Source organism: Kitasatospora sp. NPDC004272 (assembly GCF_053603035.1).
On sequence record NZ_JBSGET010000027.1, the window covers coordinates 1 to 14,195 of the forward strand.

The 14,195-nt window shown below is 73.8% G+C and carries 19 protein-coding genes; 13 read left to right on the forward strand and 6 right to left on the reverse strand.

Annotated elements, in window-relative coordinates:
• Positions 1-35: 35 nt before the first annotated feature.
• On the reverse strand, positions 36-503 hold the full coding sequence (locus ACWEO5_RS11475; RefSeq protein ID WP_452162200.1) for a DUF3995 domain-containing protein: 468 nt from the start codon (positions 501-503) through the stop codon (positions 36-38).
• Positions 504-554: 51 nt separating this feature from the next.
• On the opposite strand from ACWEO5_RS11475, the gene ACWEO5_RS11480 reads away from it, so the two are divergent.
• The 3 genes from ACWEO5_RS11480 to pntB all read left to right on the forward strand — a co-directional run bounded on the left by ACWEO5_RS11480 (position 555) and on the right by pntB (position 4,635).
• A complete protein-coding gene (locus ACWEO5_RS11480) occupies positions 555-1,391 on the forward strand; it encodes a siderophore-interacting protein (RefSeq protein ID WP_452162201.1) in 837 nt (278 codons plus the stop codon).
• 247 nt (positions 1,392-1,638) lie between these two features.
• Positions 1,639-3,198, forward strand: coding sequence for a Re/Si-specific NAD(P)(+) transhydrogenase subunit alpha (locus tag ACWEO5_RS11485; RefSeq protein WP_452162202.1), 1,560 nt, complete (start codon positions 1,639-1,641; stop codon positions 3,196-3,198).
• Between the two features lie 6 nt (positions 3,199-3,204).
• Positions 3,205-4,635, forward strand: coding sequence for a Re/Si-specific NAD(P)(+) transhydrogenase subunit beta (gene pntB / locus ACWEO5_RS11490; RefSeq protein ID WP_452162203.1), 1,431 nt, complete (start codon positions 3,205-3,207; stop codon positions 4,633-4,635).
• 73 nt (positions 4,636-4,708) lie between these two features.
• On the opposite strand, the gene ACWEO5_RS11495 is transcribed toward pntB, so the two are convergent.
• Positions 4,709-5,143, reverse strand: coding sequence for an Hsp20/alpha crystallin family protein (locus ACWEO5_RS11495; protein WP_452162204.1), 435 nt, complete (start codon positions 5,141-5,143; stop codon positions 4,709-4,711).
• A 113-nt stretch (positions 5,144-5,256) separates the two neighbouring features.
• Between ACWEO5_RS11495 and ACWEO5_RS11500 the strand changes: the two genes are divergently transcribed.
• From ACWEO5_RS11500 to ACWEO5_RS11530, 7 genes are all read left to right on the forward strand, one after another.
• The gene (locus ACWEO5_RS11500) at positions 5,257-5,949 is read left to right on the forward strand and encodes a hypothetical protein (protein ID WP_452162205.1); all 693 of its coding nucleotides are present in this window, start codon (positions 5,257-5,259) and stop codon (positions 5,947-5,949) included.
• A complete protein-coding gene (locus tag ACWEO5_RS11505) occupies positions 5,924-6,223 on the forward strand; it encodes a hypothetical protein (protein WP_452162206.1) in 300 nt (99 codons plus the stop codon). The genes ACWEO5_RS11500 and ACWEO5_RS11505 overlap by 26 nt, the downstream gene beginning before the upstream one ends.
• A 269-nt stretch (positions 6,224-6,492) precedes the next feature.
• Positions 6,493-7,731, forward strand: a complete 1,239-nt coding sequence (locus ACWEO5_RS11510) for a cytochrome P450 (protein ID WP_452162207.1) — start codon at positions 6,493-6,495, stop codon at positions 7,729-7,731.
• A gap of 118 nt (positions 7,732-7,849) precedes the next feature.
• Positions 7,850-8,455: a TlpA disulfide reductase family protein gene (locus tag ACWEO5_RS11515; RefSeq protein WP_452162208.1), complete on the forward strand. Its 606-nt coding sequence runs from the start codon at positions 7,850-7,852 to the stop codon at positions 8,453-8,455.
• Between the two features lie 38 nt (positions 8,456-8,493).
• Positions 8,494-9,594, forward strand: coding sequence for a M20 family metallopeptidase (locus tag ACWEO5_RS11520; protein WP_452162209.1), 1,101 nt, complete (start codon positions 8,494-8,496; stop codon positions 9,592-9,594).
• 109 nt (positions 9,595-9,703) lie between these two features.
• The gene (locus tag ACWEO5_RS11525; RefSeq protein WP_452162210.1) at positions 9,704-10,129 is read left to right on the forward strand and encodes a MarR family winged helix-turn-helix transcriptional regulator; all 426 of its coding nucleotides are present in this window, start codon (positions 9,704-9,706) and stop codon (positions 10,127-10,129) included.
• Positions 10,130-10,227: 98 nt separating this feature from the next.
• On the forward strand, positions 10,228-11,118 hold the full coding sequence (locus ACWEO5_RS11530) for an NmrA/HSCARG family protein (RefSeq protein ID WP_452162211.1): 891 nt from the start codon (positions 10,228-10,230) through the stop codon (positions 11,116-11,118).
• 25 nt (positions 11,119-11,143) lie between these two features.
• Here ACWEO5_RS11530 and ACWEO5_RS11535 read toward each other — a convergent pair whose 3' ends face one another.
• From ACWEO5_RS11535 to ACWEO5_RS11545, 3 genes are all read right to left on the reverse strand, one after another.
• Positions 11,144-11,359 carry a DUF397 domain-containing protein gene (locus tag ACWEO5_RS11535; RefSeq protein WP_452162212.1) on the reverse strand — a complete coding sequence of 72 codons (216 nt, stop codon included), beginning with the start codon at positions 11,357-11,359 and terminating at the stop codon, positions 11,144-11,146.
• A gap of 178 nt (positions 11,360-11,537) precedes the next feature.
• Positions 11,538-11,759: a DUF397 domain-containing protein gene (locus ACWEO5_RS11540; protein WP_452162213.1), complete on the reverse strand. Its 222-nt coding sequence runs from the start codon at positions 11,757-11,759 to the stop codon at positions 11,538-11,540.
• Positions 11,749-12,582: a helix-turn-helix domain-containing protein gene (locus ACWEO5_RS11545; protein ID WP_452162214.1), complete on the reverse strand. Its 834-nt coding sequence runs from the start codon at positions 12,580-12,582 to the stop codon at positions 11,749-11,751. Before ACWEO5_RS11545 ends, ACWEO5_RS11540 begins: the two co-directional genes overlap by 11 nt.
• A 119-nt stretch (positions 12,583-12,701) precedes the next feature.
• Here ACWEO5_RS11545 and ACWEO5_RS11550 point away from each other — a divergent pair, with 119 nt between their 5' ends.
• Genes ACWEO5_RS11550 through ACWEO5_RS11560 form a run of 3 tightly spaced genes read left to right on the forward strand, consistent with a single transcriptional unit; the run spans position 12,702 to position 13,843 of the window.
• Positions 12,702-13,190, forward strand: coding sequence for a hypothetical protein (locus ACWEO5_RS11550; RefSeq protein ID WP_452162215.1), 489 nt, complete (start codon positions 12,702-12,704; stop codon positions 13,188-13,190).
• Positions 13,191-13,235: 45 nt separating this feature from the next.
• Positions 13,236-13,547 (forward strand): hypothetical protein, encoded by a 312-nt coding sequence (locus tag ACWEO5_RS11555; RefSeq protein WP_452162216.1) that lies wholly within the window; start codon positions 13,236-13,238, stop codon positions 13,545-13,547.
• A complete protein-coding gene (locus ACWEO5_RS11560; protein ID WP_452162217.1) occupies positions 13,544-13,843 on the forward strand; it encodes a hypothetical protein in 300 nt (99 codons plus the stop codon). Before ACWEO5_RS11555 ends, ACWEO5_RS11560 begins: the two co-directional genes overlap by 4 nt.
• A 6-nt stretch (positions 13,844-13,849) precedes the next feature.
• Here ACWEO5_RS11560 and ACWEO5_RS11565 read toward each other — a convergent pair whose 3' ends face one another.
• Positions 13,850-14,185 carry an ArsR/SmtB family transcription factor gene (locus ACWEO5_RS11565; RefSeq protein WP_452162218.1) on the reverse strand — a complete coding sequence of 112 codons (336 nt, stop codon included), beginning with the start codon at positions 14,183-14,185 and terminating at the stop codon, positions 13,850-13,852.
• Positions 14,186-14,195 lie beyond the last annotated feature (10 nt).

Sequence of the window (14,195 nt, forward strand, 5' to 3'; positions counted from 1 at the left end):
GGCCGACCGGGCGGGCGGAATGCGGGCAGGCGGGTTCAGCGGTCGCGCCGCGCCCCGCGGGCGGCCAGGCAGAACAGCAGGCCGCCCGCGAGGAACCACGGGTTCCACAGCGCCAGCGTCCAGGCCCGCTGCGCCCGGCTCACCTCGGCGGCCAACCCGTCCGGGTCCGCCAGTAGCAGCACCTCGACGGCCAGGCCCCGCACCAGCAGCAGCGCCCCCACGCCCAGGCCCGCCCACCGCAGCACCCGCCCCCACCACCCCGACCGCCCCGACCGGGCCAGCAGCACCCCGAGCACCGCCCCGGCCAGGCAGGCCGCCGCGACCCCCCACAGTCCGGTCAGCACGAACCAGGCGGGCCGCTCCGCCGCGAGCCGACCGCCCGCGGAGACGGCCAGCCCCCGGTCCCCGCCGACCGCCCAGTACAGGTGGGCCCCGGCGAAGACCGCCGCCCAGCCGGCCGCGGCGTACCCCCAGCCCCGGCCGCCCCCTCCCCACGCCCGCATCCCGTCCCCCGTCCGTAGTGCTTCGCACCCCATCCTTCCAGGAGCCCGCCCGTGCCGGACCACCGACCGCCCCGCCGTCCCCGCAAGCCGCACACCGCGCACGTCGTCCGCACCGAGCGGCTCACCCCGCACATGCAGCGGGTGGTGCTCGGCGGCGACGGCCTCGCCGCGTTCGACGCGGGCGCGTACACCGACCACTACGTCAAGGTGCTGTTCGACGCCCCCGGCGCGCGGTACCCGGAGCCGTTCGACCTGGAGCGGATCCGCGCCGAACTGCCGCGCGAGCAGTGGCCGTCCACCCGGACGTACACCGTGCGCGCCTGGGACCGCGAACGGCGGGAGCTCACCCTCGACTTCGTCGTGCACGGCGACCAGGGCCTGGCCGGCCCGTGGGCGGTGCGCGCCCGCCCCGGCGACCCCGTCCGGCTGCTCGGCCCCGGCGGCGGCCACGCCCCCGACCCGACCGCCGACTGGCACCTGCTCGCGGGCGACGAGAGCGCGCTGCCCGCGATCGCCGCCACCCTGGAGGCGCTGCCCGCCGGCGCCCTCGCGCACGCCTTCGTCGAGGTCGCCGGCCCCGCGGACGAACAGCCCGTCGCCACCACCGCCCACCTGCACTGGCTGCACCGCGGCGACCGCCCGGTCGGCGCGGCCCTGGTCGCCGCCGTCCGCGCCCTGGAGTTCCCGCCCGGCCGGGTGCAGGCGTTCGTCCACGGCGAGGCCGGCTTCACCAAGGAGTTGCGCGCCCTGCTCCGCCTCGAACTCGCCGTCCCCCGCGAGGACCTGTCCGTCTCCGGCTACTGGCGCCAGGGCCACGACGAGGACGGCTGGCAGGCCGCCAAACGCGCCTGGAACGCCCGCGTCGAGGCCGAGCAGGAGCGGGCCTGACCCCACGAACCGCCGTCCGCCGCCGCCCGGGACGAACCCTCACCCGCGCGGCGGCGGCGGACGGCCGGCCTCCGGCGTCGGGGGGTCGTGTAGTCCGGTCGGTGGGAGTTGTGGTGACACATTTCACCGTTCGCCCCGTTCTGCCGGAGGGGGTCGGGAGTCTAGGTTCCTGCGGTCGAGGGAAGTAGTTCCCCTTCGATCGCGGAACACGTCCGGCACCACCTCCTCCGACGAGAGAGAACGAGCGATGTCTGGATACGACTCCTCTGCCCGCCCGCCCCAACGGGTCGGCGTGGTCGCCGAGTCCGCGCCCGGGGAGACCCGGGTGGCGGCGACCCCGGCCACCGTGCGCGGCCTGCTGGCCCTCGGCTACGACGTGGTGGTCGAACCGGGGGCCGGCGCGGCCTCCGGGTTCGACGACGCGGCGTACGCGGCGGCGGGTGCCGCCACCGGGGACGCCTGGGCCGCGGACGTGGTGCTGAAGGTGAACGCGCCCTCGGACGCCGAGGTCGAGCGGCTGCGCCCGGGCACCGTCCTGGTGGGCCTGTTGGCGCCCGCGCAGCACCCGGAGCTGCTGGCCGCGCTGGCCGCGCGCGGGGTGACGGCGCTGTCGCTGGACGCGGTGCCGCGGATCTCCCGGGCGCAGTCGATGGACGTGCTCAGCTCGATGGCGAACATCGCCGGGTACCGGGCCGTCATCGAGGCCGCGCACGCCTTCGGCCGGTTCTTCACCGGTCAGGTCACCGCGGCGGGCAAGGTGCCGCCCGCGCAGGTGCTGGTGGCGGGCGCGGGCGTGGCCGGGCTGGCCGCGATCGGCGCCGCGTCGAGCCTGGGCGCGATCGTCCGGGCCACCGACCCGCGGCCCGAGGTCGCCGACCAGGTCAAGTCGCTGGGCGGCGAGTACCTGGCGGTGCGGGCGGAGCAGGAGGCGAGCACCGACGGCTACGCGAAGGCCACCTCGGCGGACTACGACCGGGCGGCGGCCGCGCTGTACCGGGCCCAGGCCGCGGAGGTGGACATCGTGATCACCACCGCGCTGATCCCCGGCCGCCCGGCGCCGAAGCTGCTCACCGCCGAGGACGTGGCGGCGATGAAGCCGGGCAGCGTGGTCGTCGACATGGCGGCCGCGCAGGGCGGCAACGTCGCCGGGACGGTGCCGGGCCGCACCGTGGTCACCGACAACGGGGTGACCCTGATCGGCTACACCGACCTGGCCTCCCGGCTGCCCGCGCAGGCCTCGCAGCTGTTCGGCACCAACCTGGTGAACCTGCTGAAGCTGCTCACCCCCGGCAAGGACGGGCAGCTGGCGATCGACTTCGAGGACGTGGTGCAGCGCGCGGTGACGGTCGTCCGGGACGGCGCCACCACCTGGCCGCCCCCGCCGGTCGCCGTCTCGGCGGCGCCCGCCGCTCCCCCGGCCGCCCCGCCCGCGCCGGCCGCGCCGCCCGCGCCCTCACGGGTGACCCCCGCCGTCCGGTTCGGCCTGATCGGCGCCGGGATGCTCGCGCTGTTCCTGCTGGTCGCCTTCGCCCCGGCCCAACTGGCGGAGAACTTCACGGTGTTCGCGCTCGCCGTGGTGATCGGCTACTACGTGATCGGCAAGGTCCACCACGCCCTGCACACGCCGCTGATGTCGGTGACCAACGCGATCTCCGGCATCGTCGTGATCGGCGCGCTGCTGCAGATCGGGCACGAGAGCACCCTGGTCACCGTGCTGTCCTTCGTGGCGATCCTGCTGACCAGCGTGAACGTCTTCGGCGGCTTCGCCGTCACCCGCCGCATGCTGAGCATGTTCTCGAAAGGCTGAGCCGAGATGACGTCCCTCACCGCCGCGCACGCCGCGGACCTGGTCGCCGCCCTGCTGTTCATCCTCAGCCTGGCCGGCCTCTCCCAGCACCGCACCTCCCGGGCCGGCGTCGTCTACGGCATCGCCGGCATGGCCCTCGCGCTGACCGCCACGATCGTGGTCGCCTCCCGCTCGATCAGCGCGGGGGCCGTCGCGCTGATCCTGCTCGCGATGGCGCTCGGCGCCGCGATCGGCCTGTGGCGGGCCCGCCGGGTCGAGATGACCGGGATGCCGGAGCTGATCGCCGTCCTGCACAGCTTCGTCGGCCTGGCCGCCGTCCTGGTCGGCTGGAACAGCTACCTGGAGGTGGAGCGGCACGGCGACGCCCAGACCTCGGTGGCCGCCGACCTGCTGTCGATCCACCACGCCGAGGTGTTCATCGGCATCTTCATCGGCGCCGTCACCTTCACCGGCTCGATCGTCGCCTACCTCAAGCTCTCCGCGAAGATCGCCTCCCGGCCGCTCGTGCTGCCCGGCAAGAACGCCCTCAACCTGGGCGCGCTCGGCGCCTTCGTCGCGCTCACCGCCTGGTTCACCGCCTCGCCCTCGCTCGGCCTGGTGGTCGCCGTCACCGTCCTCGCCCTGCTGCTCGGCTGGCACCTGGTCGCCTCGATCGGCGGCGGCGACATGCCGGTGGTGGTCTCCATGCTCAACAGTTACTCGGGCTGGGCGGCCGCCGCCGCGGGCTTCCTGCTCGACAACAACCTGCTGATCGTCACCGGCGCGCTGGTCGGCTCCTCCGGCGCCTACCTCTCGTACATCATGTGCAAGGCGATGAACCGCTCCTTCCTGTCCGTCATCGCCGGCGGCTTCGGCATCGAGGCGCCCGCGAGCGGCGACGCCGAACAGGGCGAGCACCACGAGATCAGCGCCCGGGAGACCGCCGAACTCCTCGCCGCCGCCAAGTCCGTCATCATCACCCCCGGCTACGGGATGGCCGTCGCCCAGGCCCAGCACCCCGTCGCCGACCTCACCCGCCGGCTGCGCGAACGCGGCGTCGAGGTCCGCTTCGGCGTCCACCCGGTGGCCGGCCGGCTGCCCGGCCACATGAACGTGCTGCTCGCCGAGGCCAAGGTCCCCTACGACGTCGTCCTGGAGATGGACGAGATCAACGACGACTTCGCGCACACCTCCGTCGTCCTGGTCATCGGCGCCAACGACACCGTCAACCCCGCCGCCCTCGACGACCCCGCCAGCCCCATCGCCGGCATGCCCGTCCTCAAGGTCTGGGAGGCCGAACGCGTCGTCGTCTTCAAGCGCTCGATGGCCTCCGGCTACGCGGGCGTCCAGAACCCGCTCTTCTTCCGCGACAACACCGGCATGCTCTTCGGCGACGCCAAGCAGAGCGTCGAGCAGATCCTCCAGTCCCTCGACACCCTCGACCCGGCCCTGACCTGACCCGCCCCGCTCCGTCCCGCTCTCCGGGGCCCGGGAACGCACCTGCGTTCCCGGGCCCCGGATCAGGCCCGGATCAGGCCCGGAGCTGCCTGCGGGTGCCGCTGTGCGCGACCGCCACCTTGCGGGGCTTGGCCTGCTCCGCGACCGGAACGCGGAGCGTCAGCACGCCCTGGTCGTAGTCCGCCGTGATGCCCCCGGGGTCGAGGGTGTCGGAGAGCATCACCTGGCGGGAGAAGACGCCGAGGGGCCGCTCCGAGAGCTCCCACTTGACGTCCTCGCTCTGCGGGTGCGGGCGGCGCTCGGCCCGCACGGTCAGCATGTTCCGTTCCACGTCGACGTCGATCGCGTCCGGGTCCACCCCCGGCAGATCGAAGTGGATCACGTACTCGTCGCCGGCCCGGTAGGCGTCCAGCGGCATCGGGGCCGGACGCGACCAGGTGCCGTTCGAGCCCGTGAACTGCTGGGTGAGACGGTCGAGTTCGCGGAAGGGGTCGGTGCGCAGCAGCATCGCGAAACACCTCCAGTTCGGATCGAGGAGTGCCGGTGCACATCACCTGCGAACCGTTCTAACACGTCATCCGATGGATGACAAAGCAGCAGTGTCGTCATTAGGGTGACACCATGACCCGGAAGCCCACCACCGACCGCGCCCCCGCCGGCCGTGCCCCCGCCCCGCCCGCCGAACCGGTGTCGCTGCTCGCCGCCGCAGCGGCGCTGGCCGCCATCGACGAAGCCGTCCGCACCGCCCAGGAGCCCGGGACGCCGACCGCCGACCGCCCGGACCCCCGCCCCGAACCGGCCCTCGCGGCCCTGACCCTGCTGCGCGAGCTCCGCGCCCAGCTCGCCGGCTGGGAAGCCGGCCTGGTGGAGGACGCCCGCGCCGCCGGCGCCACCTGGGCCGACCTCGCCCGCCCGATGGGGGTGGCCAGCCGCCAGGCCGCCGAGAACCGCTACCTGCGGCTGCGCCGCACCGGCACCACCCCCGCCCCCGGGACCGGCGCCGAACGGGTAAAGGCCGTCCGCGACCACCGGGCCGCCGAGCGCTCCGTGAGCACCTGGGCCCGCGAGCACGCCGCCGAGCTGCGCGTCCTGGCCGCACAACTCACCGGGATCGGCCTCGCCCCCGGCGCCCGCCCCGCCCAGGAGACGCTCACCGCCGCCCTCGGCACCGCGGACGCCGCCGACCTGCTCACCCCCCTCAGCGGCATGCGCCCCCACCTCGGGGCCGACCACGACCACCTCGCCGCCCGCCTCGACGCCCTGGCCGACCGCACCGGCCGACTCCGCGATGCCAGCAACCGGCGCCGCACCTGACCTCGCCACGGCCCCGGCCGCCCCCGGAGTCCTCGACCGCCCCGACACCCGCCCCGAGGCCCGCCCCGAGACCCCCGACGCCCGCTGGGAACGACTACTGGACGGGTTGGCGCAGGTCCGGGCCCGGTACCGCTCCGAGACGGCCGCGGCCCTGGCCGGCCTCGACACCCGCCTGGCCCGGCTCGACGCCCTGCGCGAAGAGCTGGCCGCAGGGGCCCCGGGCGGGCTGCGGAACGGGAGCGAAGGCGGGCCGGGAGGCCCCGGCGGCGGGTGACGCCGCGCTTGCGGTGGATCCGGGCGACGTGCTGCTCAACGGTGCTGACGGTGACGCGCGGACGGCGGACGATCCCCCGGCCGGTGCGACTGTGAACGGCGAGGGAGGCCACCCGCTGCTCGCCGTCGCCGAGCCGCGCGTGCGGTCCCGGGTTCAGTCGAGGTGCAGGATGTAGTCCAGCCCGATCCGGGCCAGAAGCTCCCGCTCCGCGGTGGGCAGGTCGGCGGATCCGTCCGGCAACAGCGTTCCCCCGGTGCTAGGTTGCGGCGGTGAACGCCCACACCGCGCCGCCGTCGCTGCTGTCCGCCCTCCGGCCGCAGAACCAGGACCGGCTCTACGACTTCTACCGGGACCTCCGGGACACCGACGACCTGTTCTGGGACCGGGCGCTGAACGCCTGGGTCGCCACCGGCTACGAGGTGGTCAGCGCGACGGCGAGCGATCCGCGCTTCTCCTCGGTGCGCTACCCGGACATCGAGGCGGTCTCCGACGAACTTCGGCCGCTGGCAAGGGTCCTGAGTCGGCAGATGCTCTACAGCGACGCCCCGGACCACACCCGGCTGCGGTCGCTGCTCAGCCGGGCCTTCACCGCCCGGTCGGTGGCGGCGCTGGGCGGCCGGATATCCGAGGAGGTCGACCGGATCCTCGACGCGGCGGCACCGACCGGGCGGCTGGACGTCGTGGCGGACCTGGCCCGCCCGCTGCCGCTGGCCGTGATCTGCGACCTGCTGGGGGTGCCGGCGCAGGACCGGGACGCGCTGTCCGCCTGGTCGGACCCGGTCGCCGCGGCCATCGGCAGTTCCCGGCTGGACGCCGAGGAGAGCCGGGCCGCCTCGCGGGCCGTGCAGGAGATGCTCGACTACCTCCGCGGTGTCCTCACCCGCGAGGAGGACCGGCCCGCACCCCACACGCTGCGCGCGATGTTGGCCGCCGGGGCCGGGGACGGCAACCAGGACTTCGACGAACTCCTGGCCAACTGCGCCCTGTTGCTGGTCGCCGGCCACGAGACGACCACCCACTTCATCGGCAACGCCGCCCTCTCCCTGCTCCGGCACCCGGAGGCCGCCGCGGAGTTGCGCGCCCGGCCGGAGCTGATCCCGGCCGCGGTGGAGGAACTGCTGCGCCACGACAGCCCGGTGCAGCTGATGCTGCGCCGCGCCCGCCACGACCTCGACCTGGCGGGCCGCGAGATCGCCGCCGGGCAGGCGGTGCTGCTGGTCTGCGGGGCCGCCAACCGGGACCCCGCGGTGTTCGCCGACCCGGACCGGCTGGACTTCCACCGCCCCGCCGGACGGCACGTCGCCTTCGGCTACGGCCCGCACTTCTGCCTGGGCGCGGCCCTGGCCCGGCTGGAGGGCGCCGTCGTCCTGGCGGCCCTGCTCACCCGGCTGCCCGACTGGCGGCTCGACGGCCCCGCCCCGTCCTGGCAACGCAGCCTCAACTTCCGCGGCCTGGACAGCCTCCAGGTCTCCTTCACCCCCTCTCCCGTTCCCGCCGCGAGCACCTGATCCGACAATGGCCGTCAACCTGAACGGAGTTGACTGCCCATCAGCTGAAACGCCACAGAACCCCCGCGCGCCGCACCCCCCTTCGGGCCCGCCCCACCCCCCGTGCGATGCTCTTCACGTGCCTGGAACCGAACGCGCTCGCGCCCCGCTCGCGGCAGCGGCCGCCGCCCTGCTGCTGACCCTGGCCGGCTGTTCGGCGTCCGGCTCCTCGTCCGGCGACGGCACCGGGCTGGTCGCCGCCGGGGGCGGGATCTCCACCGCCGGTCCGGGCCAGCGGGAGGAGGCGCCGGACATCTCGGGCACCACGCTGGACGGCAAGCAGGTCAAGCTGTCCGACTACCGGGGCAAGGTCGTCGTCCTGAACCTCTGGGGCTCCTGGTGCAGCGCCTGCCGCACCGAGGCGCCGGGCCTGCAGGAGCTGTGGCAGAAGTACCGGGACCAGGACGTCCAGTTCCTCGGGATCAACACCAGGGACAACGACCCGGCCAACGCCGTCGCCTTCGAGAGGAACAAGGGCGTCACCTTCCCCAGCATCTACGACCCGGACGGCACCCAGATCCTGCGCTTCCCCAAGGGCAACCTCAGCCCGCAGGCGATCCCCAGCACCATGGTGATCGATCGGAACGGCAGGATGGCCGCCCGCGTCTTCGGCGGCCGGAGCTCCGACGTCCTCGACTCCATGATCCGGCCGGTGGTCGCGGAGCAGCCCGCCGGCACGCCCTGAGCGGCAGGGCGCCGGGCCGGGCCGGATAGCCTTCGGGGATGACGATGCGCAAGAGCGTCCCGGTGAGTGTCGGGGCGATGATCGAGGACCTCAGGGCACTCGTCGAGACCGAGTCCCCCTCGGGTGACGTCACGGCGCTCAAGGCTTCGGCCGGGGTGGTCGCCGGCGTGATCGAGGGGCGGCTCGGCGGGCGGGCCGTCCTGGTCGAGCGCGGGGGGCTGCCGCACGTCCACTGGTCGGGCGGCGGCGAGCCCCGGGTGCTGGTCCTGGGCCACCACGACACGGTGTTCCCGCTCGGCACCCTGGAGCGCCGTCCCTTCGCGGTCGCGGACGGGCGGGTCACCGGCCCCGGTGTCTTCGACATGCTCGGCGGCCTGGTCCAGGCCGTCCACGGGCTGGCCGCGCTCGACGACCTGACCGGTGTGGAGATCCTGGTCACCGCGGACGAGGAGGTCGGCTCCCGCACCTCCCGCGCCCTGATCGAGGAGCGCGCGCTCGCCTGCGGCGCCGTCCTGGTCTTCGAGGGTGCCGCCGACGGCGGGGGGCTGAAGACCGCCCGGAAGGGTTGCGGCACCTTCGAGGTCTCCGTCGCCGGCCGCGCCTCGCACGCCGGGCTCGAACCCGAGGCCGGGATCAACGCGCTGGTCGAGGCCGCCCACCAGGTCCTGGACATCTCCGCGTTCGGCCGCCCGGAGCTGGGGACGACCGTCACCCCGACCGTCGCGTCCGCGGGGACCCTGGACAACGTCGTCCCCGCCGAGGCGACCGTCCTCGTCGACGTCCGGGTCGAGACCGCCGAGGAGAAGGACCGCGTCGAGGCCGCGTTCGCCGCCCTGACCCCGCACCTCGACGGCGCGCGGATCACCGTCCGGGGAGCCGTCGGGCGGCCCCCGATGCCCGAGTCCGCCTCGCTCCGGCTCTTCGCGGCGGCCCGGCGGCTGCTCCCCGGCCTCGAAGGCCGGGCGGTCGGCGGCGGGAGCGACGGCAACTTCACGGCGGCACTCGGCGTACCGACGCTCGACGGCCTGGGCGCGGTGGGCGGCGGCGCCCACTCCGATCACGAGTACCTGCTGGTCGACGCCATGGCCGAACGGGCGGAGCTGGTCACCGGACTGGTGCGCGCGATCCGCAACGACTGAGGGCCGCCCCGTCACCCCGCCCCGTCACCCCGGGCCTTCACCCCGTGAGCGGCGCCGACCCCCGCCCCGCGCCGAGTAGGCTGTTCGGCATCGAACCGGGGAGATCGACGTGGACTATGGCGACAAGCTCTTCTGGCTCTCGGTGGTGATCCAGCGCAAGTACGCGCAGATCTGCGCCGGGTTCGACCTGACCCCCGCGCAGGCCACGCTGCTCTGCGCGGTCAGGAACGAGCCGCGGCAGATGGCCGGTCTGGCCGCGTCGTTGGGCATGACCAAGAACGCCCTGAGCCAGCTGGTCGATCGCACCGCGCGGCGCGAGCTGGTCAGCCGGGCGGGTTCGGAGCAGGACCGACGGGTCGTCATGCTCAGCGTGACGCCCACGGGGAAGGTGCTCGCCGAAGCCTTCTACGCCGAGGTCACCAAGCGGCTGCCCGAGATCGCGGGGAACCTCGACCCCGACGACCAGCGCGACTTCGAGCGCGTGGCCACCGCCATCGTGGACACCTCGGACCTCTCCTCGCCGACCTCGAACTGACCCCTCGGACCGCCGGGTCCCGCCACATCCGTGCCTTGACGAAGTTCACGGCGTGAACTAGTTTCGTTCACGCCGTGAACTACTGAGGGGTGGCAGCGATGAGCATGCGGACGACCGGCACGATCGCCGTCTTCGGCGCGACGGGGCAGCAGGGCGGGGCCGTGGTCGACGCACTGCTGGAACACGGGGCGCGGGTGCGGGCCCTGGTCCGCGACCCGCGGTCCGACCGGGCCCGGGCGCTGGCCGCCCGGGGCGTCGAACTGGCGGCCGTCCGGACCGACGACCCGGCCTCGCTGGCCGCCGCACTGGCGGCGGTCGCGGGGTTCTCCTTCATGACCCCGGAGGCGAACAGCCTCGAAGAGGTCGAGACGGAGATCCGCATCGGCACCGCGCTCGTCGACGCGGCGGTCGGGGCGGGCGTCCCGCACGTCGTGTTCAACTCGGTCTTCGGAGCGGACCGGGAGCGGGGCGTGCCGCACCACGACTCGAAGCACGTGATCGAGGAGCACCTGAGGCAGACCGGCCTGAGGGCCACGATGGTCCGCGCGACCGCCTTCATGGAGAACTTCGCGGGCGTGCTGGCACCGAGCCTGGAGCACGGCGAGATCGTGCTGCGGATGCCGCTGCCGGCGGACGCCGCCCTGAAGATGATCTCGATCGGGGACATCGGCCGGGTCATCGCCGCGCTCCTGCTCGACACCGCACAGGCGCCCGGCGGAGCCGTCGAACTCGTCGGCGACGAACTGACGGGCCCCCGGATCGCCGCGCTGTTCGGCGCGCACGCCGGACTCCCGGCCCGGTACGAGGTCCTCCCGCTGAGCGTGCTCCCCACCGACCTCGACCGGGTGATGTTCCGCGAGTTCGCGAAGGCGGCGGAACACCCGGGGGACCCCGCAGCGGTGCGCTCGATCGAGCCGGCCACCCTGGACCTGGCCCGGTGGATCCGAGCCACCGGCTGGACCCCGCCCACGGACGCGGCCGCCGCCTGAGCCCCCGACCGACGCTGAGCGGGCGTCAGATCGTGCCGAACCCACCGGCGGCGGTGGCGGTGCAGAACGCGGCCCAGGCCGAGGCCGGGAAGACCAGCACCGGCCCGCCCCGGTCCTTCGAGTCCCGCACCGGCACGATGCCCCGGGCCGCGTGCAGGTTGATCGCCGGCTGGATGCACTGGCCGCCGTTGTTGCTGTAGCTGGAGCTGCGGAACTCCGCACCGCTCAGGTCGTGGTCCATGGTGTTCCTCCCGAGGGCCGCTGGCCACCGCCACGGAAGCCGGCCTGCCACGGCTTCCGTCCGCCGCCGATGCTAGTTCCTCCCCCGTGCCGGAAGGACCGGATCCTCAAAACCGCGCCGCGCGGCAGAACGCCCCCTCCGGAGAGAGGGCGTTCTACTGCACGGAGTTGAGGGTGGATCAGATCGCGCCGAACTCCCCGGCGGCGGTGGCGGCGCAGAAGGCGGCCCAGGCCGGGGCCGGGAAGACCAGCACGGGCCCGCCCTGGTCCTTCGAGTCGCGCACCGGCACGATGCCCCGGGCCGCGTGCAGGTTGATCGCCGGCTGGATGCACTGACCGCCGTTGTCGCTGTAGCTGGAGCTACGGAACTCCGCACCGCTCAGGTCGTGGTCACGGTCCATGCTCTTCCTTCCGAAGCCTGCTGATCTTCGCCACGGAAGCCGACGTGCCGTGGGCTTCCACCTGCAGCCGATGGTAGTCCCTCTCCCACGGCCGAACGGTCTCGATTTCACGTGCGAGGATCCCCCGGTGCTGGGACTCCGTGTACGCGAGTACGGACCGGTCGGCCATGGTCAGCAGGGTCACCGCCATGCGGAACGGTGCGATCTCGCCCAGGCTGTACGGGGCGAGCTGCAGGGTGATGTTCGGCTGCTCCGACAGCTCGACGAGATGGGCGAGTTGGGCCGCCATCACCTCCCGGCCGCCGATCGGGCGCCTGATGCAGCTCTCGTCCAGGACGACGTGCAGCAGGGGCGGCTTCGGCTGCTCGAACAGGCGTTGCCGGGCCGCGAGGAAGTCCATCCGCTCGTCCGCCTGCGCCTGGGTGATGCTGCCGCGCTTCACCGCCGCCTGGGCCAGTGCCCGGGCATAGGCCGAGGTCTGCAGCAGCCCAGGGATGATGCCCAGTTCGAACAGGCGGATCTCCACCGCCTTGGCCTCCTCCGCGGCGTACTCGGGGAAGCCCTCCAGCAGGCTCTGGTTCTTGAGGCTCCACCACATCAGCCCCAGGGTTCCGCCGGTGGCGAGGGCCTCGTCCGCCCGGGCGGCAAAGTCAGCGGTGGGACTGCGGGTCGCTCTTTCGATGCACGAGATCAGGGTGTCGCTGTACCCCATGAGCTCGCCGAGCTGCACCTGGGACAGGTTCCGTATCTCCCGCGACCTGCGGAGCTGCAGGCCGAAGGCGGCAGCGGGAGATGACGATGGATCAAGTTCCGTACGGCGCATGCTCGATCACTCTTTCGACGCCGAGTCCCCCACGGGACAAGAGTCAAGTGCGGAAGGCTTCCGATGCTACGCCCGAATGCCGATCCTGATTACACATTGGCAAGAAAAGGGAACGGGCGGTGACCATCGTGGGCAACTCGCTGCTTGACCGACTGGCGCGACAGGACCGCGCCTTCGCGTGCAAGGTGCGCGACGCGCTGCGGGACGCCTTCCACTCGGCGGGGCTCAGGCTGCCCTCGCTGGCGGTGGAGCGGACCGTCACCGGCGCGCACCTGGTGCAGCTCGGGGGCGTCAGCCCGGAGGTGGCGAGCGAGTTGGCGACGCTGGTCTGGACGGGCGCGCCGTACGTGCGGGCCGCGCGGGGCGGGGAGTTCGCCGGGACGGCCGGGGCCGTCTGGCCTTGCGAGCGCGGCGAGTTGCTGATCGACGCGGCCACCGGCCGGCTCGGCGAGTTCTCCCACGTCGGCGACGGGGGCGAGCTGCTGCTGCTCCCCGCGGGCGGCGACGGCGTCCCCTGGCCGGCCGAGCGGAGCCGGGTGCGGCACCCGGCCTTCGCGGACCTGGTGCGGGCGGGGATCGTCCGGCCGGTGCGACGTTCCGCGAACTGAATCCCTTCGAACCAGCCACACCAACCATCGAGGCGAGGAGCACAAGTGCTGTACACCGGACAGCCGTTGGAGGACACCGACGTCCTCCGGCGGTTCCTGCGCGGCAGGTTCACCGAGGCCGAACGGGCCGCCGACCTGCTCGAACAAGCCTTCCGGGCCGCCGGGTTGGAGCCGCCGTCCGGCCTGTCCCCGGTCTACCGGGACGACGCGCCGCCGGAGTGCGGCGCCCTCGCGCTCGGCTGCGTCGGACTGCCCTGGGCCCGGCGGACGGCCCAGGCCCTGATCGAACTCGCCTTCCTGCGCGGCGAGTTCCCCCTCCCGCCCCGAACCGCGCCCGCCCCGGGGGCCGCCTCGTGAGCGACGTGTTGCGGCAACGCGCCTGGGAGATCGCCGAGCAGTTGGCCAAGGCCGGCGGCGGGGAGGCCCGGCTGACCGTCATCCCCGACGGCTACCGGATCGAACTCGACATCGTCCGGCCCGAGGACGGCTCCCCCAGCCCCGAGGACCACATGGTCGTCCTGGCCGCCCTCGCCCTCGGCGACCGCTGGGGACATCGCTACTCCCCGCCCTCCCGCAACAACGGCACCGCCCGCGAACTCGTCTGGAGCGAAGTCCACACCCCGGCCGACCAGAACGACCGGGCGACGAGCTGAACGGCGCTACCCCGCCCCGGCCCCACCGGCCGCGAGCGGCCCGAGCATCCGCAGCAGGCCGGGGAACCGGTGCTCCAGGTCGTCGTGGCGCAGCATGACCATGCGGCGGGTCCCCTGGACGCGGGTCCGGACCAGGCCGGCTTCGCGCAGGACCTTGAGGTGGTGGGACAGGGTGGAGCGGCCGATGGTGATGCCGGTGCTGCGCAGGACGTCGCTGCCGCAGGTCCAGTCGCCCGCGTCGTTCAGGGCGCGGACGAGGGTGAGCCGGATCGGGTCGGCCAGCGCGACCAGGACGGCATCGATCGTCACCGCTTCGACGGGCGGTTCCTGCACCTCGTTCACGGGGAGAGCC